The sequence below is a fragment of the Clostridium sp. UBA7339 genome (genome assembly GCF_002470865.1).
Taxonomy (GTDB): domain Bacteria; phylum Bacillota; class Clostridia; order Clostridiales; family Clostridiaceae; genus Clostridium_J; species Clostridium_J sulfidigenes.
In genome coordinates this window covers 461,830-484,567 of record NZ_DKPI01000003.1, presented here as the reverse complement: position 1 = coordinate 484,567, position 22,738 = coordinate 461,830, and the positions used below count along the sequence as shown (strand labels likewise).

Here is a 22,738-nt window from a genome sequence, read left to right as displayed (position 1 = left end):
AATGGGGGATAAAATGAGTATTGAAATAAAAAATCCAAAGGAAGATCAGTACGGTAATAGTAAAGAAAATATTTTTTTAGCCTTTAGTGATGATGGAAGCTATTTGGGAAGTGCCTATACATATCCTAATATAAATTATCATCAGGCCCATGAAACACCATACCTTATCTTTATAGATATTTATATAGAATCTAATATAGACAAGCTTTTAAAAGATGAAGTTAAACAAAAATTATTTGATAAGGTATTCCTAAGGGCTAAAGAGCTTCAGAGGGAAAGACCAGACTTAAAAGCAAGAATATATTCTGGATTTGGATATAACAATGAGAAGCTTGATTTCTATATTAAAAATGGTTTTGATGAAAACTACAGTATAATTATGGAAGCAGATATTGAAGAGAATCCTAAATATACATTCACTGAAGTGGAAGTAACTGAGATAAATTTAAGTTCTCAGAAGGAGCTTATGGAGTATAGTGCAATATATAATGAAATCTTTATATCACCCTTAGATGTAGATGCACTTTTAGAACAAAGTAAGGAAAAGCATTTTAAAAATCTATATTTTTTAGTTGATGGAAATATACAAGGTGGTTGCACAATCTTTGAAAAGGATGGTTACGGCTATATTGAAACTTTATATGTTTTATCAGAAGCACGTGGCAAAGGAATATCAAAAATTATAATTAAGTATATATTTAATTATTTCTTGTCAAAAAATTTAAATAAAACAAAGCTAGAAGTATGGGAACTTAATAAACGTGCTATAAATTTATATAAATCTTTTGGATATAATGAGGTTGAAAAGAACTTCATGTTTCCAGGTATAACTATTTAATTATGTAGAATAAATATAGGGAGGTTAAATGGAAAACACAAATTATAATAGTTAGGGTGAAGTGTATCTGTTGAGAAACAAAATAAATAAAAAGAAAAATTAGTATAGTGAGAAGAAATGATAAAGAGTGAGAAACTTCATATAAATGGAGTTTTTCACTTTTTACTATTTTTAAGCTAGAAAGTTTTAATATACTATCTCTACACTTTAATTATACCATATATAACAAAGTAATTATAGACTGGTAATTTAAGGTACATGTGATAAAATAGCAATGTTAATTCTAAAATGCTAAAGCTTATTACAAGGAGGAGATATTTTGTTAATAAATAAATCTGAATGGCTAGTAGAAATGGAATGGTTAGAAAAGGTGCTTAGGGAAGTAAAAAAGCAATTAAAAGAAAAGCAAAACTCCAAAGATAATTTTAAAAAGGAAGCTATTGAAACCCAAAGAGAATTATGGGAAAATCTTGGGGCTGTTTCAGTAGAAAATGGTATGCAGCATATAGGAGATTTTATGCAGTTTATTAATACCATGAAAATTCAAAAGAGGAACCATGAGTTTGAAAGAAAGCTAGTTGATAAATATGAGAAGATGATTTCATCTCCTTATTTTGCAAGAATGGATTTTGAGGAAGAGGGAGAAGAAAAAGCTGAAAAGTATTATGTTGGAATTTCTAATTTAATTGATGAAGACTTTAATTTCTTTATATATGATTGGAGGGCACCAGTTTCTAGTATGTTTTATGATTATGAAATTGGAAGTGCTAATTATAAATGTCCTGATGGGATTATAAATGGCAAAATATCAATGAAAAGGCAATATAAAATTAGTGATGGCAAGATTGATTATATGTTTGACAGTAATATAAAAATAGATGATGAAGTATTACAAGATATATTAAGTAAAAGTAGCGATAATAAAATGAAGGCTATAGTGACTACAATTCAAAGAGAGCAAAACAAGGCAATTCGTAATGAAAAATATAAAAATTTAATTGTTCAGGGGCCTGCAGGGAGTGGAAAAACTTCTGTTGCTCTTCATAGGATTGCATATTTATTATATAAGCATCGAGATACCATAACATCTAAAAACATAGTTATATTTTCCCCAAATAATATTTTTAATGATTATATTTCCAATGTTTTACCCCAGCTTGGGGAAGAGAATATGCTTCAAACTACATTTAAAGAATATATGCATAAAGTTCTAGAGGAGGTAGGAGATAAAGAAGATTATTGTGCAATGATGGAGACAATTTTTGGTGATAAGAGTGAGCAGTCTTATGATATTAGGGTTAAAAGCTTGAAGTTTAAGTCATCTGCTGAGTTTGTTAATTTATTAAAGATATATATAAAGCACTTAGAAAAAATAGGTAGAGATTTTAAAGATATTACTTTAAGAGGGAAAACTATAATTTCAGCAGTGGAAATACAGGAATTATTTTATAAGGACTATAAGAGGCTTCCTCTTAAGAGAAGGTTAGAAAAGCTAAAGCAAAGAATTCTATATGTTATAGAACCTTATGAAAAAACATTGGTTGATAAAGCAGTAAAAGAAATGGAAGAATCCGGTGAACACTTAGATAAAGATGAAATAGTTAAAAGAAGTAAATCTTTAGTAAATAGAGACATTAATTCTATAGTTAATGAGGTGAAAGAAAAAACTAAATTTGATTTGATGGATTGCTATAAAGCCTTTTATGAAGATTTAGAACACTTCTTAAAGATGGTAAATATTAAATATGATAATGAAAGTATTAGAGAAATTAAAAGATATACATTAGAGAATTTAGGGGTTAAAAAGATAAATTATGAAGATCAAATAGCTTTATTATTTATAAAAGGAGCTGTAGGTGATATTCTAAAAACAGAAGAAGTGAAGTATGTAATTATTGATGAGGCTCAAGATTACTCACCATTACAGTATGAAATCTTTAATCAGTTATTTAACAAAGCCAATAAAACAATCCTTGGCGATATATCTCAATCCATTAATCCTTATATGAATGTTAGAAGTTATAACAATGTTGTAAATATACTTAAACCTGAGGATACTTCTATAATAAATTTAACTAAAAGTTATAGATCAACAATGGAAATAACTAAATTTTCTCGAAAAATATTAAGTGATGAAATTCAAGATGAATACGTGGAAAGAAGTGGGGAGTGGCCTAAATTAACTGGTCTTTTAGATGAAGAAGATATAAATGAAAGAATAGTTGAAGAGGTAAAAGTTCATAAGGGTGATGGGCATAATTCCATAGGAATAATAACAAAAAATGTTGATGAGGCACAGAGGGTTTACAATCATTTGAAGGATAGGATTAATATTAAAATGATTATAAGTGAGGATGATGAGTATGTTAATGATATTTTAGTTATTCCTGCATATCTTGCTAAGGGTTTGGAATTTGATGTGGTTATGATATATAATGCCAGTGATTTAAAGTATAAAGATGAAGAGGATAGATTGCTACTTTATACAGCTTGTACAAGAGCCCTACATGTTTTAGATATATTTTATTTAAGGAATGTATCATCATTATTAAAGTGAAAAGAAATAAGGTAGACTGAAAAAGTCTATCTTTTTTTATATGAAAATGTAATCAAAACTTGAATCTGAAAATTAATTACAAAATATGTTATAATAAAAGGGAAAGATAACTATAAGGCATTAGATAAATAGGAATTTAAGGGTAGTGGTTTTTCATAAACATATAGTAGAGCAAATACAAATTGAATTAATTAAATATTTTATGGGAGACGAGTATTATGGCTGGAGATAATTTTAATGTTAATTTAAGCTTAAGTGAAGTAGCTGAATTATTAGATAAAGGAATAGTAAATGAAAGTATTACAGGTGAAAGGATAGATTATCATGTTGTAAATATTGATGATATTCATGCTATGATTGTAATAGTCTATGAAAAACATTTCTATAGGGCAGGGAACAGGCTTACATTAACAGTATGCATAAATAATGTTCATGATGTTACACATGTTCACTGCATAGGTGCCGGTGGTGGTGAAGGACTATTTAGATTTGACTGGGGAGCAAGTGATAAATTTACTAATTCTCCAAGAGAAATATTAAAAAATTATATAATATAAACAGTAATTGGGAGGTGTATTTGTGTATAATTACTATGAACAAAGTTTAAATTCTACAAAATTGTTTAAGGTTTATGATTCAAAATATCCAAGAATTAAGCGTTATTTAGGTGAAGAAATCAAATTTGTGGGTGAAAATTTACAGGGTAATGAGAAGGTGTTGGAGGTTGGAACAGGCTATGGACGTATAATTAAGGAACTGGCACCTTTTGCATCAAAGCTTGTAGGTATTGATATTTCAAAGGACTCTGTAGAACTTGGTAGGAATTATATAAAAGAAAGCCCTAAATGTAGTATTGAAGTTATGGATGCCCACGACCTTAAATTTGGTGAAGAATTTGATGTGGTATTATGTTTACAAAATGGTTTATCAGCTATGAAAGGATACCCTATGGATTTAATTAGACAATGTATGAAAGTGCTTATTCCTGGAGGAAAGGCTTATTTTAGCACATACAGCCCTAAATTTTGGAATCATCGTATAGCCTGGTTCTATGAACAGGCGGATAAGGGGCTACTTGGAGAAATTGATTTGGAAAAAACTCATGATGGTATGATTGTGTGTAAGGACGGATTTGTTGCTAATACATTTTCTGAAGATGAACTTAAAAAGTTTGGTGAGGAATTCGGTAGTGATTATAGCATTGAAGAAGTAGATGAGTCTAGTCTATTTCTTATTATTAAAAAGTCCATAGATTAATTTTAGTCTATCCTTAATTTTCATAAAAAAATATCATATTGAGATTTAGGTAGGGAGCATTTTACATTCATCCATGAAACCCTTCATAATACATTTCTATGTTATGAAGGGTTATTTTATCTACTTTCCCTCTACAAACCATTTGTAATTTGATTCGTAAAATACGTACTTTTCACGGCCTTGAATTTTGCAAGTGTATCTAATTCCGGCTCCTCCAGCTTTTAAGCTAGCAGCTGGTCTTATGTCTATTATTTTGTCTACTTCATAGTGGCGGCCATCTTCCCAAATTATTTCTCTGGGTTTTAATACACCTTCCTTTGTAAACTCTGCTAAAACATCCACATAAATCTTTGACATAATTACCTCCTAAAAATAACAATGAGGATGTATTGTATGATCCTCACAAGGATTAATCCTTGATAAATTCCTATCTGTATACATAATAGCTCTATGAATACTCTTATATCCAAAACGTCTTCTAATTTGGTCTAAAGCCTCATCTATTTTTTCCAGTTTAAGTCTTTTTTCATTGTCCATAAATAAATCTGTCTGTACTGGCATTGTATCAATTACAAGGTCAGCACCTCTTACACCAATACTTCTTACGGGATTTTTAAAGCTATAATTTTCTTTAAATAGCTTAAAGGCTGCCTGGGCAACTTCCTTGGTTATATTGGTAGGAGTTAGAAGTTTCCTTTGCCTTGAAAAACTGCAAAGCTTGGTATCTCTAACTGATATTTCAACTACGGTACATTTTAATCCATTTTCTCTAAGTCGTTTTGTAAAACTTTCAGCTAAAACTATTATAATAAGCCATACATCTTCATCACAAACTAAATCCCTAGGCGTAGTAGTGCTATTACCTATAGATTTTATGGGAGCACTATAACTTTCAACTAGTACTTCTGAAGTGTCATAACCGTTGGCGAAAGAATGTAGAATAAGTCCCATTTTCCCTAGATGCCTTTTAAGAAAATCAGGATGGGTTTTGGCTATATCTCCAATAGTATTTATGTTTATGCTTTTAAGTTTTGCATTGGTGCTTCTACCAACATATAAAAGGTCTGAAGCTGGCAAAGACCAAGCTATGTTCTTATAATTTTCCTTTGAAATTGCAGTTATAGCATCAGGCTTTTTATAATCAGAGCCTAGCTTTGCAAATATCTTATTCCATGAAACTCCTATACTAACTGTTATACCTAATTCTTCCTTCATTCTATTGCTAATTTGCTTTGCTATTTCAAAGCCATTGCCAAAAAGCCCACAGCTCCCTGTTACATCTAGCCAGCTTTCGTCTATTCCAAAAGCCTGCTGCATATCTGTGTAATGCCCATATATTTCATGGGCCATTCTAGAAAATCTTAGATAAAGATCCATCCTTGGTGGCAAAAATATAATTCCAGGACATAGCTGTTTTGCCTGCCACAAAGGCATTCCTGTTTTCACCCCAAATTTTTTAGCTATTTCATCCTTAGCAAGGACAATTCCATGACGAGCTTCAGGGTCTCCACCAACTGCCACTGGTTTTCCTTTTAGCTCGGGATGATGCAAAAGTTCAATACTTGCATAACAAGAATTAATATCTGAATGTAAAATTACTCGTTCCAAATAAAACCATCTCCATATATGATATATTAATATTATATATCATTATATGATAAGTAAATAGTTTTATATATCATATAATGATATTTTTCTATTGTAATTATCATTCCACTAATATACAATTAACATAAGGAGGTGTCTACTATGAAAAAGACCCTAGGAGAAAAAATAACAGCTGCAAGGGAAGCTATAGGTTTATCCCAATATGAAGTAGCTGAGTTTATAAAAAACAAAGGTATAGATGTGACGAATCAAAAGGTTAGTAAGTGGGAAACTAATTATACTACTCCCAATGCTTATCAGTTTTTAGCTCTTTGTGAAGCACTAAAGGTTAGTGATGTACTGGGAACCTTTGGGGATTGCAGTGTAGACTCACCTTTATCTAATCTAAATCAAGAGGGGAAAAATAAGGTAGAAGAATACATAACGCTCCTTATTGCCAGCGGTATGTATAGTAATGAGGTTAAAGAAGAAAAAGTAATATATATGAGAAAGCTTCCTCTTTATGATTTACCGGTATCTGCAGGAACTGGTAGATATCTAGATGACAACTCCTGTGAAATCATTGAAGTAGGTAGTGATGTTCCTATGGAAGCAGACTTTGGAGTTAGAATTTCAGGAGATAGTATGGAGCCTCGTTTTGTGAATGGCCAAATAGTTTGGATTCATAAACAGGACATTTTGGAGGATGGAGAAATTGGAGTATTTGCCTTTGAAAATAACTCCTACTGTAAAAAGATTTCTATTTGTGGAGATGGAATTAAGCTTATTTCCCTTAATGAAAAATATGCGCCTATAAGTGTTCCAAGAAATGTAGAGTTTCATTGCTTTGGGAAGGTTGTAGAGTAATAAATTTTTTATAGATACTCAAATCAATTAAGGGAATTCTTTTTAAGAGTTCCCTTAATTGATTTGAGTAGGAAACTATTTAACTATAAAAATATGAACCTATTTAACTATAGAAATATATAACTATTAAAATAGTTGTTGTGGTCATGCGGGTTTTAGGGAATTTCCAATTTTGAAGTTAGGATTAAGTATGTAAAAATATGAAAAATAAATAGCAATAGAATTATACTAAACTTTAATATTTACTTTGTAAATGTTGGAGAAGAATGAGTTTGAAAAAAATATAAGTTAACGCATCATGCCTATTTTTTAGTGATTTTCTTTGTTGCTTTCCATTGCAACCATCTGGTATCTAAAACAGTTGCCTTATCTCTTGTCATTATTTCATTGCATGGAAATTTATCGCAAGTTCCACAAAATTCTATTTTATGTATATCCACACAATCAAAAGTATAACAATCTCCTTTTTTATGTGCTGTACGGCAACCAGTACAATCTCCTTGAATATAATCTGGACAACTACCACAATAAAAGCCACATTTCCCTATCAGACTCATAACCTGTTTATTATCCATCGAAACTTATCCCCCTGTATGTTTTATACACAATAGTATTTAACTATAATCTAATAAATTATAGACTATTTACATACAAATTATAGCATTAATTGTAAAAAATCAATATAATTTCATAATTATGCTGATTTTTTATGTAGCCATAGGTTAAATAAGGGAAAATTTATTTAATATGATATGAATTACTGAGGTAGTTAATATATATGGTATAATATGGGAATGAGGTGATGTTGTTTATAGCGGGGATTAATAATGAAAAATATATATTATAATTAACAACAGTATTATAAAGCATCACAACAGTAATATATTGTGAGAATAAAAGGACGTGTATATTTATGAATTGGGAAACAGCATTGATACATGGATTGATTTGTTTTCTGCACTTGGCAACGTAAGTTCATTGTATTACCTGGTAGTGAGGGAAATAAAGTATACAACAATTATATTTATAAGTTTAAGATATTAGAGAAAGACTATAATAAAATTAAGTATACATTATCTCTTTGTAAGTATTGACACAAAGATAACTAGTTACGTATAATTATATATGTAACTAGTTACCTTTATGTTGCAATAAATAAATATTGGTTAATATAATTTTTATGGAGTGTGATGAATAGTGGATAAAAAAGAGGATAAGAAAATGGAGGCTTATATATATGGAGGTATATTTGCTTTATCTAATAAATTACAACTACTAGGAGATAAATTCGATTCTAATATATCTACAAAGCAATGGTTTTTGATTGCTATTATAGCTAGCTTTAAATATGAAGCTCCAACAATTTCAATGACTGCGGAAAGAATGGGGACTTCAAGACAGAATGTTAAAAAGATGGCTAGTATATTAGAAAGAAGAGGCTTCTTAGTAATAGTTAAGGATAAAGAGGATGGTAGAATACAAAGATTAGAATTAACAAAGTACTGTACAGACTATTTTGAACAAAGAATGGAAAGTGAAGAAAGGTATATTGAAAATTTGTTTGCAGATTTTGATGAAGAAATGTTATTAGGTGTATTTAAAGGAGTAAAGCAATTAGAGAAAAATATTATGGTATTGGAGAAACAAAATGAAGAGGAGAGTTAAGAGAAAAATGGGGTTAATTTTAGGCGCAATTTTATTATTAGTATCTATATTAGTTATTTATTTCAATGTACCTTATTCAAGATTAAAAACAAACTTTAAGGATTATTTAGTTGAAAGTGAAGAAAATATTAATGAAAATAAAAAAGCTGCTAAATATACATTGGAGGATTTACCACAATCCATGCAGAATTTTTATAGCTATACTAAGCTAGTTAATAAGGTTAGTAGTAACCATGTGAGTTTTAATTTTAAGGATGCTGATTTTGTAAATATAGAGATGAATAAAACATTGAAAATAGATTATTCAGAGCATATTTTTGGAGATGTTCCAACTAGATTTGCTTTTATAGATTCATCACTTTATGGCATACCATTTCAAGGCTTGGACTCATTTATTAATGGTGAAGGTGGGATGAAGGGAGTAGTAGCAAAAAATATTACTCTATTCAATCAACGTGGGAAAGAAATGAATAAAGCAGCCTTAGTGACCTGGCTTGCTGAAATTATATTTATGCCGTCACAGTTATTAAGTGGAGATGTAGACATAAAAGAAATAGATAAAAATACAGTGGGTGTATCAATAACATATGATAACATAAAGGCAAGTGGAATTTATAAATTCTTAGACAGTGGAGAGCTTGTTGAATTTATAACTGATGATAGAGCACTTACCTATAATGATGGAAGATTAGAACATAGAAAATGGTCTGCGCTATATGAAGATTATAAGAATAATGGTGATTTACTATTACCTAATAGATTAAAATCTAAGTGGCATTTTGATAATGAAGATATAATATATTTTGATGGTACTGATATAGAATATACATTCTATTAGTAGATTGGTAGTTACAGTAGATATGGTTTGAATCTATAGGTGGAAACTCTTTTCCTAAAATTATTATATGAAAATATAATATTATAAGTTTTACATTAGAGGTTCAAATATAGGGGAGAGTAGACAGACTTGTGAAACAGAGGTTGTGACAAAAGTATGAAAATACTTTGTCACAGCCTCTTTTCTCATGAGCTTTCTTTGCTTAAACTTGAAAAACAAGAAAACTAAAGAGTCTGTAAATTCTTTTATAAAGCGTTGACCCTAACACCACGTCATAGTGTAATATAAAAATATAGCTCGAATATATTAACCAAAACTCATAGCCGGCTGAGTATTAGATAATATTGATAGCTGTAAAATCAAACTTTGAGGTGTAGCAATGAGAACAGTAAAACAAGTTTCGGATTTGACAGGAATAAGTGTGCGCGCACTACATTACTATGATGAAATAGGATTATTAAAGCCAAGTGAGATTACAGAGGCAGGATATAGACTTTATGATGATGAAGCCCTTAAAACTCTACAGCAAATTTTATTTTTCAAAGAGCTTGATATACCTTTAAAAGATGTTAAAGAGATAATGTCGAGTCCATACTTTGATAAAATGCAAGCACTAAAAAATCAAAAAAAGCTGCTTATGTTAAAACGCAAGAGATTGAATGGCTTAATAGAGCTTATAAATAAAACCTTAAAAGGAGAAAGCACAATGAATTTTAAAGAATTTGATATGAGTGAATATTTTAATGTATTGGAAGAATTTAAAACAGAACACGAGGATAAGGTAATTGAAATTTATGGTAGTGTAGATAAATATAATGACCATATTGAAAAATGTAAATCCAAGGAAGATGAAATTGCTAAAATGGCTATAAAGAAATATGGAAGTATTGAGAAATATGCTATGGCTTTAAAGAAAAATCTTAACAATAGTGCTACGTTTACTTTAGCAGAACAATATGATGAGTTTAAAAGAGATTGCTTGGAAGATAAGCACCCTAAATTAAAAGAACTATTTAAAAAGCTTACATCTGACTTAAGTAAAGATACTTCTTCAAAGGAGATTCAAGAAATTGCTGAAGAAATAACAGATATAGCTAAAAAAGATTATGAAATTTTCAAAATGGATAATGGGAATGATCATTGGTACTATATGGTGCAAATTTATTTGGTATATCCTAAGTGGATAGAAGAAGTGGATAAGAAATATAGAAATGGTGCATCTAAATTTATCGGAGAAGCTCTAAAAAATTATTTGGGAGATAGGCAGCCTAAATTAGAAAAGCTATATAAAAAGCTTACATCGGACTTAGGTAAAGATCCTTATTCAAAAGAGGTTCAACAAATTGTTGAAGAAATATCAGATGCAACTAAAAAAAGTCAAGGATTTTACAAAGTAGATGAGGGAGAGAATCATTGGAGTTATACAGCAGAGCTTTATTTATCAAATTCCACATGGATAAAAGCCATTGATAAACAATATGGAAGTGGAGCATCTAAATTTATGGGGGAAGCTTTAAAGTTTTATGCTGAAAATAGTAAGTAATGAATTAAAAACTATGAAGGATTTGCCATATAGAAAGAAGGTTACAAGTATTAACGTATATTGGCGCTAGGATATATGTTATAATTAGGTAAAATAAAATTTTTGTAATATATACAAGGAGATGGAATTATGAAATTTAGAATTGTTTCATTACCACCGTTTAAAGCTGCTTCATCAGGGGTTGATAAAAATTTTGATTTTTCTGCAGAAGGAATATTGGGAAAGTTTGATGCATATTTTTCTGATATTAAGCCATTACCACGAGATGACTTTATGCCACGAGATTTTTTATTTTTTGATCCTGTCGAACAAGGTATGGTTTGGTGGTGGGCGCTAAATGATGACATGGATAGCGGTAGTAACGATGTAGTTGACTTTGATGGCGGGTATTATCTTACTTACACATATAGAGACGGTGATGAAGAAATGAGTAGTAAATTGTATAATGAGGCTATAGAATACATTAATAAATCAGAATTGTTTGAATTGGATGAACGCAATAATCATTATAGTATGGGACATATTATTACTCCTAAGGATATTATCAAGGCACAGGGATGGGCACAGATGGAAACATTTATACCAATTAAGCTAAGAATGAAATATGATAGATAAACAAAGCACGAAGTTGTTAATGATAAAGAAACTTATGATGTGATAACCTTTGGACCACTTTGTGTGGAAACTGATTTACAGAACACAGGTATTGGTGGTTTATTATTAGAAACAACAATGCAGCTTGCTAGAGAAGCAGGGTATAGGACAATTATATTTATTTTCCCAATCAGAAGATTATAATTTTATTAAAGTTTAATTTAGGTTAAGAGAGAGTAGGTAAATTTGTGTAAATACAAATTTACCTACTCTCTTTTTGTTGAAGTTAGCTGTTTTTCCATAGCTATATAAATTTTAAGAATGGACCTTACCTTCTACCAGTGAAGAAGTCGTTATAGGTTGATGCGATTTTTTCCCAGGTTATTCTATCCACAACTCCAGTTCTCCTTAGGTAAAATACCTTTTGAAGACTCTTAACATTTCTTTCCGTTGCTAAGTCAAATATATTATCTATAGGTAGAATTCTTATGTTATATCCGTTTTTAGCTAAAACATTCATATACTCTTTAAGAACAGCAACATACCCATTGTTATCTCCAAGTTTTAGTTCAAATGGGAATGGGAAAAGAATATATGAGGTATTTATATCCCTACCAGAGTCTAATGCCAAATATACAAATACAATATTCCTCCAAGTATTAATATCCACCTCGCCATTTTGAACTAATCCAAAGGTTCTTTGAAATCTTAACACAGCATTTTGTGTTCTTCCATCAAAATCTCTATCAACATTAACTTCTGGTATCTCTTTATATAATGTAGATATCTTTCTAAGCATTGTTTTAAGTCTTCTTACATCTTTATTGCTAAAATTTTTCCTTAAAACATACCCTGGATATCTAGTTAAGTCCTCTACTGAGTAAATGTCTTCTAAATCTACATAGGCACAGTATATAGTATTCCAAAGCCTTCTATCAACTGATTTTAAAATAGGCAAATTAAATGCCTTTTGAAATTCCATTAAGGTTTCCAGAGTTTCATAATCAAAAATACCAGTTATAGCATTTTTCTTTAATCCATAAGCCTCTGCTAGGGTACTTAAATATACTTGTAGCTCCCTTACTTTTCCTCCTTTAGAACCATATTTTAATCCTCCTAATGGATAATCTCCATCAAAACTTCCATCTAATTCTTCAATAATCATATTTTCTTCTGCTTCTTGATCTAATTCAGCTAATCTTTTTACAGCAGTATAAATTGCTGATAATTTATACCAGGTTGCTCTTCCCACTATTCCATCTTGAACTAAATTAAATATTCTTTGAAATACTTTAACGGATGCTTCAGTGTTAGGTCCAAAGATTCCATCTACAGGAATTAACTTAGGAATAGCAGGATAATTTTGTGATATTCTATTTAACTGTTGTTGTATTATAGTTACATTGGAGTTTCTATCGTTTCTCCTTATTGCTGATCCAGGATATGACTCAACTAACCCAGCAATTATTGGAGTTCTTTTTAGTATTTTATCATTACCATAATAATACTGTAATATTTCAAAAGCATTTCTACCACCATTTGCTAAGTCTACAGTTCCCCACTGAGATAACCCATTACATTTAGCTGTTGTACCATTGCAATATTGTGTAAAATATGGTGCATTACTATTAACTATAGAAAAATATTCATTAAAAATAGAATCTACAATTTCGCTTACATTCTCAAATACATTTCCTCCATATACAAAATATTGATCATAGGCTGTAGAATTTGTTATTTGAAATGAATAACCTCTACTTACATACCATTCTGTATAAACTCTGTTAAGGGCAAAGGTTATTTGGGCATAAATGTTGGCTCTTAGGGATTCTTCAGGCCATGTTGGGTAAACTTCATGGGAAGCAACATTTTTAATATAATCTACAAACCTGACAGTGACATTTTGCGCCCATGCACTAGGAGCTCCAAGGTGTACTGTAATATACTCTGGTATATATACTTCTCTTAATACAAAAGGTTGAGATAACACTCCAGTTTTCTGATCTCTTTGAACATCCAATAATAATTGATGAGGAGGTATAACAATCCTATTTTCCGTTGTGTTGTAAAATGCAGCTGCACCAACTTTAACTATCTCAGTTAATGATACATTTTGAATAGAAGTAGTTTCATCAAAAATACTAACACCTTCTATTAGTACATTATTATATCCTTCTGCCGTTACTAACACATCATATCTAGCATAAGGAATATATGTTTTATTCATTGGTTCTAATGACAAATTTTTATCGGGAGCATCTAACTCAATAATCTCACTTCTGCCACTTTCATCTACACCACTGTCTGTCTCAAAAATAACCTCTTTTGTTTTTTGATCTCTAATTTTTATCTTTGCACTTGTGATAGGTAAGGCTTCTTGTTCTTTTGAAAGTTGAACTATTATATATCCTTTTCCCATTTTACACCACTAAATATTACTCTAATATATTATATTGATGGATATTTGTTTTGATACTGTCACATTGCGGTATAAAAAATAATTATATTGTAATCAGCTATTAATGCTAAACTGTCCTAAAGGATAAGACTGCCTAAATTGATATTTGTTCATTGAGGGATAAAGATTAGGGTGATACAAGAAAGGTATTATTAAGTCTTATACATTTAAAAATAAGAGTATTAATACATAAAGGAGAAAATTATGATAGAAATTTTTAGGTTAAAGCTACTACTCTTATAATAGGTGGTAGCTTTATGTAAAAAATGATATAGAAATATTTTCTACTATTGTAATATAATTTTATTAACTCTAAAATTATATTAAATAGAACTAAAAAATAAAGAATGTAAGTAAGGAGTATAGTAATGAACAGTTTACTAGCAACAAAAATAAATGATTTTATGGAATTATACTGCAATACATGGGCATTTAGTGGTTCCATATTAGTAGCTGAAAAGGGTGAGACTATCATTAAAAAAGGCTATGGAAAGGCTTCTATAGAACATAGTATTCCCAATACATCACAAACAAAGTTTAGAATTTGTTCTATAACAAAACAATTTACCGCTATAGCAGTGATGATGTTACAAGAAAAAGGCTTATTAGATGTTAATGAAAGCATTACTAATTATTTTCCTGAATTTCATCAATTTGATAAAAGAATAACTATACATCATCTTTTAACTCATACTTCCGGTCTTCAATATTTATTTGGACCAAACTTTCCAATAATGTATAGTAAATCAAAGCATACACATGAAGATATGTTTAATATATTTAAAGATAAACCTCTTTTGTGTGAGCCAGGGGAAAGGTGAATTACTCTAATTACGGATACTATTTGCTTGCATGTATTATTGAAAATGTTTCAAGTGTGACCTATGATGAGTTTTTAAGTAAGAACATTTTTCAGCCTTTAAATATGAAGAATACTGGTATTGAAAAAAATAAAGCAATTATACCAGGGCTAGCTAATGGGTATTATCTAAATGATAATGATTTAATCCATACTGATTATGTAAACATGGATGTAACATTTGGATCAGGGGAAATCTATTCTACAGTTGAGGACATGCTAATATGGGATCAAGCTTTATATAATGGAGGCCTTGTTTCAGAGGAAACACTGAATACTATATTTTCACCATATGCAAATTCCGGAGAAAGAGGAACTGAGGATAATGATTATGGATATGGATGGTTTATAGATGAAATGTACGGACGCAAGAGGATAAGTCACGACGGCGGTGGATTGGGGTTCACAACTGGATTTGACAGATACATCAATGAACAAGTAAGTATTATTGTATTAAGTAATTATGGATTTACAGCAGTTTGGCGTATTACAGATATTCTTGCTGCTATAATGTTTCAAGAGGAATATCAATTTCCAAGTAGACCACTCGAATATGCTTTAGATTCCAAAATATATGAAGAATATATAGGGATATATAAAGGGGACGGCGAGAAACTCACTGTTGGAAGGGCCAAAGAAAAAATGTTTTTTGTTCTAGATGATGAATATATTATACCCATGTATCCAATATCAGAAACTGAATTTCATCATACTTGGATTGATGAGAGTTATGCCTTTTATAAAAACAAGAATGGAGAAATGTACTTTTGGGGAGCTAAAAAACAATAATTGATACACTTCAAAGCTTAAAGAGAATTATTTCATATAAAAATATAAATTGCTTGTTTAGAATTCAAAAAAGCAGTCTGAAAAAGGCTGCTTTTTTAAATTTAAAATGTTTTCTATTTACCTGGAACAAGTATTTTAGCAATAGGGTAACTTCTATATCAATACAGATAAACTTCTTATTTTATATATTTTAATATAACATATGTATAAAAACATACCACTTATAGACAATAACTAACCACTTACTGTTGTTATATTTACAAGGGAAAAAATAGTTAATATAATAAAAATATGGGGAGTGAAAATATGAAAATACGAATTGAGGTAGATAATAAAATAAGCGAAAATGAAGTTATTATTAGATGTAGTGAACTTAATGAAGACATTAAAAATATTCAAATTATGTTTCACGATATGCTATCATGCAAGAAATGTATAACTTTTTATAGAGGTAATACCGAATATTATCTTTCTTTGGAAGAAATAATATTTTTTGAAACTGAAGGAAATAGGGTTTGTGCACATACTATAGACAATATATATAACGTGAAATACAAGCTTTACGAACTTGAAGAGTTTTTGCCAGGATATTTTATGCGAGTTTCAAAATCAACAATTCTAAATACAAATCATATTTACTCCATAACACATAGTCTATCATCATCAAGTAAGGTCGAATTTCAAAATACTCACAAACAGGTGTATGTTTCAAGATATTATTATAAACCACTAAAAAATAAATTATTAGAAAAGAGGAGATAAAATGGATAACAGTAGACTTTCGGGAGGACTTTCTCTTATACTATGTGGAATTGCTTTAATTATCTATAAACTTGGATATTTTTCAGATACAAATATTTTTACAATTTTATTTACAATTTTCTTAGTTGGTATCATTATAAAGAGTGTATTAAAAGCTAATTTCGCAGGCATTTTATTCCCAATAGCACTCATTTGTATTGATTATGATGAACAGCTTGGTATAACAGCTATCACTCCATGGACAGTATTAATAGCAGCATTACTTGGAAGTGTCGGTCTTTCTATGGTTTTTAATAAACATCCTAAGTGGTCTCGCAGAAAAAGTAATTGGGATTCTTCTAAATTTAATACTATTGATACGGAAGATGAAAGTCATATAAAGTTAAAGACCTCATTTGCTGGAAGTATTAAGTATATAAATACAGATAAATTTGAACAAGCAGATTTAAAGTGTAGCTTTGGAGCAATGAAAGTGTATTTTGATAATGCTGTTCTTTATGAAGGAAAAGGATATGTTAATATAGAAGCTTTTTTTTCTGGTGTAGAGTTATATATACCTAGAAATTGGACTGTTGAAAATATATCTACTACATCTTTTAGTGCAATAACTGAAAAAAATAGAAATGAAGGAACAGCAGATAATATTCTAACTATATGTGGATGTATAGATTTTTCAGGAGTAGAAATAATTTATATCTAAATAAATATAATACCTATGCACTCTATGCATAGGTATTATATTTTAAATAGTATGTCTTATAACTGTTAGGGAGAAGCGTGTACTATAGGTAAATCTGTTTTTTAGCTAGAATGAAAAATTGCTCTAGCTAAAAGTACTATAAAACTAGGTAATTAGGAACACAATATGTTTTGCTACCTTAAAAATTTTCTTGACAACATAATTGTATATGTATATAGTTTACATATAATACATTATAAGGGGTAGGGTTAATGGATTTATTGTTACAGGTACACTATAAAGAAAAAAATAATCCTGATGTGGAAACATCAAGGTTTATTAATATTTTACTAAATACTTTAACCAAGAAAGAATATACGAAATTGAGAATTTTATTTTATATATTAAGTTTAATTAGCATAATAGCATTGATATATTTTATGTGGATTATGAATAATATTATAATTTCTATGTATGTCGTATGTGTTCTAGGATTTATAGTAATTTTTCTCCCAAACCTACACTTAGCAGTACGATTAATGTACATGTTAATAATATGTTATACAGCGATTGTTGAATTAATTAGAAGAATAGGACTTAAAAAAACATAGAAAATAAATATAATTGAAAGTATGAAAAGTTGGGGGTAAATACTATGGAATATGAAATTATACATTTAGCAAAGGATAAATGGAAGGAAACTATAATCCCGATAGGTTATACTACAGATAAATATTATGATGTTGTAGTAAATGAAACGGATAAAGGCTTTACTATTGATATAGAAAAGAAAGACTTTAGCGAGCCAGTAACCCATACACCAGAAGAGTATGATTTTCCAGATAAGTTATATGAAGACCACTGGGAGAATGCTTATGCTTGGGGAGTGTTAGTTAAAGATAAATTAATTGCTGCAATTGAAACAGATCAAGAACTATGGTCTAATCGTCTCAGAATTACAGAACTTTGGGTAGCAGAAGAATATCAAAAGAATGGAATAGGACATGCATTAATTCAGGTTGTAAAGGAACAAGCAAGAAGAGAACGTCGTAGAGCTATTATACTAGAAACACAGTCTTGCAATGTTAATGCAGTGGATTTTTATCAGCATGAAGGATTTACTTTGATTGGTATGGATGCTTGCTGCTATAGAAATAATGACTTACAAAGAAAAGAAGTTAGATTAGAATTTGGATGGTTTCCAGAAGAAAAGAAAAAGTTAAATGGTGAAGAGGTAGAAATTAGAATGGAAACAGAGGATGATTGGTACAATGTGGAGCTGATGACACAACATGCTTTTTGGAACAAACATCATCTTGGCTGTGACGAACATTACCTAGTGCATAAATTACGTAAGAATAAAGACTATCTTCCAGAGCTCAGCAGAATAGCAGTAAAGGATGGTAAAGTAATAGGATGTATAATGTATTCAAAGGCAAAGATTGTTGATGGTGTAGATACCCATGAAATTATAACCTTTGGTCCTCTTTGTGTAGAGCCTAAATGGCAAGGAAGTGGAGTTGGTGAGCTGTTATTACGGGAAACAATGAAGCTAGCTACAAATAAAGGGTATAAAGGTATTGTAATTTTTGGAGAACCAGATTATTATCCTCGAATAGGATTTAAAACCTGTGATAATTTTAATATTACGACTGCTGATGGTAAAAACTTTGATGCATTTATGGGAATTGAATTAGCAGAAGATAGTATGAAAGATATAAAAGGTAAATTCTACGAATCGGAAGTTTTTGAAAATCTACCTAAGGTAGAAGTTGAAGAATATAATAAAAAATTCCCAAAGCTACAAAAATTAAGATTTCCAGGTCAATGGGATTGATTAAATATTAAAGGATAAGGCAAAATAATATTAATACAAAAGGTAGATTGGCAGAAATGAATAAAGGAGTTAAGTTAGTTCAATATGTTGAGAAGAATAATGGAATATAAAGCAAAAACCTCAGATATAACTGAGGTTTTTATAAGTTTTAAATTAAACTTCTAAAGGATCTGTGGAGCCTGTGAAAAAAACTCTGTAAATTACTTCAAATCAGAATGATTTGATATTATTTTATTGACTATACCATATGTTATAGCATCATCAGAACTTAACCAATAGTTTCTATCAGTGTCTTTTTCAACTCTTTCTAGTGGTTGACCAGTAGCTTCACTTATAATTTTATTAATTCTTTTACGAACTCTTAATATTTCTTCAGCTTCAATACCGATGTCTGTAGCTGGACCATTAAATCCTCCTAATGGTTGATGAATCATATATCTTGTATTAGGAAGAGAATATCTATTTTCTTTATCAGCTGCAAGATAAATTGTTATACCAGCACTTGCTACCCAACCTGTACCTATCATTATAACTTTTGGTGTAATGAACTTTATCATATCATGTATTGTATCTCCAGCTTCAACATGCCCTCCTTGACTATTTATAAATATTTTAATAGGGTCATTTCCCATTTCTTCAAGGATTAAAAGTTGAGTAACTACTTTTTCTGCTAAAGATTGATTAATCTCACCAGAAATAACTATAGTTCTTGATTTCAATAATTTTTCCATGACTATATTGGGTGTGTCTTTTGAAATTTCCTCTTTTTCGCTCTCTTTACTATAAAAAATCATATTATTTTCCTCCTATAATCTTAAATATATTTAAGTTATGAATATATAGCTGTATATTTCTATAACCTAGTAGTTGGATTTAAATTGATTAATACGAAAAAATTGCCACTATATTATGAATCCGTTTTTATAATTTACTATATTTACTATATTTGTTTTAGTAATAACTATACTAACACTAATTTAATTTTTTTACAATATAGTTAAAATAATTGGTAAATTATAGAAAATAAATATATATTATAGAAACTAAATATATATTATAAAAGTAATAGGAAAGATATGATTTAACAGTATTAAAATTACCTTTTTATTTAAAGCAACTTTAGGTTGTCAAATTTGTTATACTTAATTGGTAGAAACATGATAATATTATCAGTATACTTATATAAGAGGTGATTAAACAATGAGTTTTCAAGAACAATTGCAAACACTTAGAAAAGCAAAGGGTCTATCACAAGAAAAGTTAGCTGAAGTTTTAGGGATATCAAGGCAAGCAGTTGCAAAATGGGAAGTGGGTCAATCTTATCCCGATATAGCTAGACTGATTGCACTAAGTGATTATTTTAAAGTAAGCATTGATAAACTAGTTAATGATTATGAAGAAAATTGCCGCTTATGTATAGAAGAGCATAGCGATAATCATATAAATGAAAATATAATTGATTTCTTATGTAGGGCTAAAAAAGCTACATATGCTGGAGAGGGGACAGAGAGTGAATCTTCAAGACCAAATTCTCATGATTTAAAATATGTAGAAGGAAACTTGAAATATATTGATACATATTTAGGTGGAGAGAGGTTCGCAGGAGAGGAAGCACTATGGCAAGATGATATTCCATTTTGGTCAATGAATTATATTGGGAGAGTTTTAGATGAAAGATTTTTAGGGAGCTTTTTAAAGGAAGCCTTGAGTTTAGTAACTAAGGAGAATCCATATAGAGGTCCTATTATTTATCAAAATGGGCAGTATAAATATCATTGTATAATAAATGGAGAATTTAAGTGGTTTCAAGGACATGAGGAAATATATTTTGACCATATTAAGGTTTATGAATGTCATTTCCATGGAGGATCAGTTAAATAATTAAAATGAATATATGAGAGAGGAAAAGATTATGAAATTAAACAGAAATAATTTATGTTGGTGCAAAAGTGGATTAAAATATAAAAACTGTCATTTAGAATCTGATGAAAAGTTAAGTGATTTAAAAAGAAAAGGTCATATAGTACCAACTAGAAACCTCATAAAAACAAAAGAGCAAATTGAAGGAATAAGAAAGAGTGCTGAGATTAATAATGGTCTTTTAGACTTAATTAGTGAAACCATTAAGGAAGGCATGGCAACAGAAGAAATAAATAAATTGGCACATGACTATACAATATCCAAAGGTGGAATTCCAGCTACTCTTAATTATGATGGATTTCCTAAAAGTATTTGTGTATCAATAAATAATGTTGTATGCCATGGAATACCTAGTAAAGATGTAATTCTAAAGAATGGTGATATTGTAAATGTTGATGCAACAACTATACTTAATGGATATTACTCAGATGCATCAAGGATGTTTATGATTGGTGAAGTAGATGAAGAAGCTAAGAAATTGGTTGAAGTAACTAAAAAATGTTTGAATAAAGGCTTAGAAGCAGTTAAACCTTGGGGGTTCTTAGGAGATATTGGAGCTGCAATTCAAGAATATGCAGAAAGTAATGGTTATTCAGTAGTTAGAGAATTCGGTGGACATGGAGTAGGCTTAGATATTCATGAAGAACCATTTGTTTCTCATTTGGGAAAAAGAGGAACAGGTATGGTTTTAGTACCTGGTATGGTATTTACCATTGAACCAATGATAAATGCTGGAAGTAATGAAATATTTATAGATGAAGATGACGGGTGGACTGTTCTTACCGATGACGATTCTCTTTCAGCACAATGGGAGCACACAATTCTTGTAACTGAAGATGGAATAGAAATAATTGCTAGATAGATCATGTGATAAAAGCCTGTAGGAAAAGAAACGTAAAATGAAATCTATTATAAAAGAAAGCTAATAAAATAATGGGGAATCTTTTGTATTAGCTTTCTTTAAATCTAGAGTAAGTTATATTAATGAGGGGATAATTAATTAAATTGTAGTAAATACTTCTTCTTCAGAAAGTCTTGATTTAGGTAATTGTGCATTGAAATCATCATTAGCTTTGTATCCTAAAGGAACTAATGCTACAGCGGTGAATCCTTTTTCAGTTAATCCTAATTCTTCATTTAAAACTTTAATATCAAATCCTTCCATAGGTACTGCATCTATTCCAAGAGCAGCAGAACCAAGTAATAAGCTACCCATATTTAAGTAAACTTGTTTATCCATCCAATATTGTAAGTCATTGTAGTCATTTTTATGGAAGTTAACAAATGTACTACGTCCTCCATGCATACCATTTTTGATTTCTTCGTTAGCAAAACGTCCATCTTGATCTTCTTTTTCTAAGATATGTTGTAAGTAATCTTCATCCATTGAAGTTCTTGCACAAAGTACAACTATATCTGATGCAGTAAGTACTTTTTCATCATTAAAAGCGTAGAATCCTTGAGTACTTTTGCTTATTTGTTTTTTCCCTTCTTCACTTGAAGCTATTATAAAATGCCATGGTTGAGTATTAACGCTTGAAGCACTAAGTCTTAAAAGTTCTTTAATTTGTTTCATATCTTCTGCTGAAATTTTTCTTGTATTATCAAATTTTTTAGTTGAGTAACGTCTTTCCATTATTTCTATTAAGTTCATATTATATATCTCCTTTTAATTCAAAAATAGTTTA

At 29.9% G+C, this 22,738-nt stretch carries 21 protein-coding genes and 1 pseudogene; 16 read left to right on the top strand and 6 right to left on the bottom strand.

From position 1 onward, the window contains the following. Positions 1–13: 13 nt before the first annotated feature. The 4 genes from B2S02_RS02715 (at position 14) to B2S02_RS02700 (ending at position 4,652) form a co-directional block, all read left to right on the top strand. A complete protein-coding gene (locus B2S02_RS02715) occupies positions 14–838 on the top strand; it encodes a GNAT family N-acetyltransferase (RefSeq protein ID WP_346920255.1) in 825 nt (274 codons plus the stop codon). 325 nt (positions 839–1,163) lie between these two features. Next, positions 1,164–3,395, top strand: coding sequence for an RNA polymerase recycling motor HelD (helD, locus tag B2S02_RS02710; protein ID WP_346920279.1), 2,232 nt, complete (start codon positions 1,164–1,166; stop codon positions 3,393–3,395). A gap of 218 nt (positions 3,396–3,613) precedes the next feature. Continuing rightward, a complete protein-coding gene (locus tag B2S02_RS02705; RefSeq protein ID WP_346846699.1) occupies positions 3,614–3,952 on the top strand; it encodes a DUF6054 family protein in 339 nt (112 codons plus the stop codon). Between the two features lie 22 nt (positions 3,953–3,974). After that, complete coding sequence (locus B2S02_RS02700; protein ID WP_346846700.1) at positions 3,975–4,652, top strand: class I SAM-dependent methyltransferase; 678 nt, start codon at positions 3,975–3,977, stop codon at positions 4,650–4,652. 120 nt (positions 4,653–4,772) lie between these two features. Here B2S02_RS02700 and B2S02_RS02695 read toward each other — a convergent pair whose 3' ends face one another. Continuing rightward, positions 4,773–5,009, bottom strand: a complete 237-nt coding sequence (locus B2S02_RS02695; RefSeq protein ID WP_346846701.1) for a hypothetical protein — start codon at positions 5,007–5,009, stop codon at positions 4,773–4,775. 9 nt (positions 5,010–5,018) lie between these two features. Next, positions 5,019–6,260, bottom strand: coding sequence for a DNA polymerase thumb domain-containing protein (locus tag B2S02_RS02690; RefSeq protein WP_346920254.1), 1,242 nt, complete (start codon positions 6,258–6,260; stop codon positions 5,019–5,021). Between the two features lie 141 nt (positions 6,261–6,401). Here B2S02_RS02690 and B2S02_RS02685 point away from each other — a divergent pair, with 141 nt between their 5' ends. Further along, entirely contained in the window at positions 6,402–7,106 is a 705-nt protein-coding gene (locus B2S02_RS02685) for an XRE family transcriptional regulator (protein WP_346920253.1), read from the top strand. A 302-nt stretch (positions 7,107–7,408) separates the two neighbouring features. Here B2S02_RS02685 and B2S02_RS02680 read toward each other — a convergent pair whose 3' ends face one another. Further along, entirely contained in the window at positions 7,409–7,681 is a 273-nt protein-coding gene (locus B2S02_RS02680; protein WP_346920252.1) for a DUF3795 domain-containing protein, read from the bottom strand. Positions 7,682–8,303: 622 nt separating this feature from the next. On the opposite strand from B2S02_RS02680, the gene B2S02_RS02675 reads away from it, so the two are divergent. The 5 genes from B2S02_RS02675 to B2S02_RS02655 all read left to right on the top strand — a co-directional run bounded on the left by B2S02_RS02675 (position 8,304) and on the right by B2S02_RS02655 (position 11,950). Beyond that, the gene (locus tag B2S02_RS02675; protein WP_346878952.1) at positions 8,304–8,771 is read left to right on the top strand and encodes a MarR family transcriptional regulator; all 468 of its coding nucleotides are present in this window, start codon (positions 8,304–8,306) and stop codon (positions 8,769–8,771) included. Then, positions 8,755–9,609: a DUF6544 family protein gene (locus B2S02_RS02670; protein ID WP_346920251.1), complete on the top strand. Its 855-nt coding sequence runs from the start codon at positions 8,755–8,757 to the stop codon at positions 9,607–9,609. The genes B2S02_RS02675 and B2S02_RS02670 overlap by 17 nt, the downstream gene beginning before the upstream one ends. A 379-nt stretch (positions 9,610–9,988) precedes the next feature. Continuing rightward, the gene (locus tag B2S02_RS02665; RefSeq protein WP_346920250.1) at positions 9,989–11,152 is read left to right on the top strand and encodes a MerR family transcriptional regulator; all 1,164 of its coding nucleotides are present in this window, start codon (positions 9,989–9,991) and stop codon (positions 11,150–11,152) included. A 129-nt stretch (positions 11,153–11,281) separates the two neighbouring features. Next, positions 11,282–11,767, top strand: coding sequence for a hypothetical protein (locus tag B2S02_RS02660; RefSeq protein ID WP_346846713.1), 486 nt, complete (start codon positions 11,282–11,284; stop codon positions 11,765–11,767). Between the two features lie 39 nt (positions 11,768–11,806). Beyond that, the gene (locus B2S02_RS02655; RefSeq protein WP_346878949.1) at positions 11,807–11,950 is read left to right on the top strand and encodes a hypothetical protein; all 144 of its coding nucleotides are present in this window, start codon (positions 11,807–11,809) and stop codon (positions 11,948–11,950) included. A 124-nt stretch (positions 11,951–12,074) separates the two neighbouring features. Here the strand turns inward: B2S02_RS02655 and B2S02_RS02650 are convergent, their stop codons facing one another. Continuing rightward, positions 12,075–14,165 carry a peptidoglycan-binding protein gene (locus tag B2S02_RS02650; RefSeq protein WP_346920249.1) on the bottom strand — a complete coding sequence of 697 codons (2,091 nt, stop codon included), beginning with the start codon at positions 14,163–14,165 and terminating at the stop codon, positions 12,075–12,077. A gap of 407 nt (positions 14,166–14,572) precedes the next feature. Between B2S02_RS02650 and B2S02_RS18225 the strand changes: the two are divergent. From B2S02_RS18225 to B2S02_RS02625, 4 genes and pseudogenes are all read left to right on the top strand, one after another. Continuing rightward, positions 14,573–15,852 (top strand): annotated as a pseudogene (locus B2S02_RS18225) (serine hydrolase domain-containing protein). Positions 15,853–16,158: 306 nt separating this feature from the next. Then, a complete protein-coding gene (locus B2S02_RS02635; RefSeq protein WP_346920246.1) occupies positions 16,159–16,614 on the top strand; it encodes a LytTR family DNA-binding domain-containing protein in 456 nt (151 codons plus the stop codon). Position 16,615: 1 nt separating this feature from the next. Further along, a complete protein-coding gene (locus tag B2S02_RS02630) occupies positions 16,616–17,314 on the top strand; it encodes a LiaF transmembrane domain-containing protein (RefSeq protein ID WP_346846717.1) in 699 nt (232 codons plus the stop codon). Positions 17,315–17,948: 634 nt separating this feature from the next. Further along, positions 17,949–19,130 (top strand): GNAT family N-acetyltransferase, encoded by a 1,182-nt coding sequence (locus B2S02_RS02625; RefSeq protein ID WP_346878946.1) that lies wholly within the window; start codon positions 17,949–17,951, stop codon positions 19,128–19,130. A gap of 200 nt (positions 19,131–19,330) precedes the next feature. On the opposite strand, the gene B2S02_RS02620 is transcribed toward B2S02_RS02625, so the two are convergent. After that, complete coding sequence (locus B2S02_RS02620) at positions 19,331–19,924, bottom strand: ATP-dependent Clp protease proteolytic subunit (protein ID WP_346846719.1); 594 nt, start codon at positions 19,922–19,924, stop codon at positions 19,331–19,333. 406 nt (positions 19,925–20,330) lie between these two features. Between B2S02_RS02620 and B2S02_RS02615 the strand changes: the two genes are divergently transcribed. Both B2S02_RS02615 and B2S02_RS02610 read left to right on the top strand, forming a co-directional pair. Next, on the top strand, positions 20,331–21,011 hold the full coding sequence (locus tag B2S02_RS02615; RefSeq protein WP_346876855.1) for a DUF5680 domain-containing protein: 681 nt from the start codon (positions 20,331–20,333) through the stop codon (positions 21,009–21,011). Positions 21,012–21,042: 31 nt separating this feature from the next. Beyond that, complete coding sequence (locus B2S02_RS02610) at positions 21,043–21,912, top strand: methionyl aminopeptidase (protein WP_346920245.1); 870 nt, start codon at positions 21,043–21,045, stop codon at positions 21,910–21,912. 138 nt (positions 21,913–22,050) lie between these two features. On the opposite strand, the gene nfsB is transcribed toward B2S02_RS02610, so the two are convergent. Continuing rightward, positions 22,051–22,704 (bottom strand): oxygen-insensitive NAD(P)H nitroreductase, encoded by a 654-nt coding sequence (gene nfsB, locus B2S02_RS02605; protein WP_346920244.1) that lies wholly within the window; start codon positions 22,702–22,704, stop codon positions 22,051–22,053. Between the last annotated feature and the right edge of the window lie 34 nt (positions 22,705–22,738).

Coding starts and splice junctions, on each gene's coding strand:
- B2S02_RS02715 (WP_346920255.1), top strand. CDS start 14: ATGAGTATTGAAATAAAAAATCCAAAGGAAGATCAGTACGGTAATAGT.
- B2S02_RS02705 (WP_346846699.1), top strand. CDS start 3,614: ATGGCTGGAGATAATTTTAATGTTAATTTAAGCTTAAGTGAAGTAGCT.
- B2S02_RS02695 (WP_346846701.1), bottom strand. CDS start 5,009: ATGTCAAAGATTTATGTGGATGTTTTAGCAGAGTTTACAAAGGAAGGT.
- B2S02_RS02685 (WP_346920253.1), top strand. CDS start 6,402: ATGAAAAAGACCCTAGGAGAAAAAATAACAGCTGCAAGGGAAGCTATA.
- B2S02_RS02680 (WP_346920252.1), bottom strand. CDS start 7,681: ATGGATAATAAACAGGTTATGAGTCTGATAGGGAAATGTGGCTTTTAT.
- B2S02_RS02670 (WP_346920251.1), top strand. CDS start 8,755: ATGAAGAGGAGAGTTAAGAGAAAAATGGGGTTAATTTTAGGCGCAATT.
- B2S02_RS02665 (WP_346920250.1), top strand. CDS start 9,989: ATGAGAACAGTAAAACAAGTTTCGGATTTGACAGGAATAAGTGTGCGC.
- B2S02_RS02660 (WP_346846713.1), top strand. CDS start 11,282: ATGAAATTTAGAATTGTTTCATTACCACCGTTTAAAGCTGCTTCATCA.
- B2S02_RS02650 (WP_346920249.1), bottom strand. CDS start 14,165: ATGGGAAAAGGATATATAATAGTTCAACTTTCAAAAGAACAAGAAGCC.
- B2S02_RS02635 (WP_346920246.1), top strand. CDS start 16,159: ATGAAAATACGAATTGAGGTAGATAATAAAATAAGCGAAAATGAAGTT.
- B2S02_RS02630 (WP_346846717.1), top strand. CDS start 16,616: ATGGATAACAGTAGACTTTCGGGAGGACTTTCTCTTATACTATGTGGA.
- B2S02_RS02625 (WP_346878946.1), top strand. CDS start 17,949: ATGGAATATGAAATTATACATTTAGCAAAGGATAAATGGAAGGAAACT.
- B2S02_RS02620 (WP_346846719.1), bottom strand. CDS start 19,924: ATGATTTTTTATAGTAAAGAGAGCGAAAAAGAGGAAATTTCAAAAGAC.
- B2S02_RS02615 (WP_346876855.1), top strand. CDS start 20,331: ATGAGTTTTCAAGAACAATTGCAAACACTTAGAAAAGCAAAGGGTCTA.
- B2S02_RS02610 (WP_346920245.1), top strand. CDS start 21,043: ATGAAATTAAACAGAAATAATTTATGTTGGTGCAAAAGTGGATTAAAA.
- nfsB (WP_346920244.1), bottom strand. CDS start 22,704: ATGAACTTAATAGAAATAATGGAAAGACGTTACTCAACTAAAAAATTT.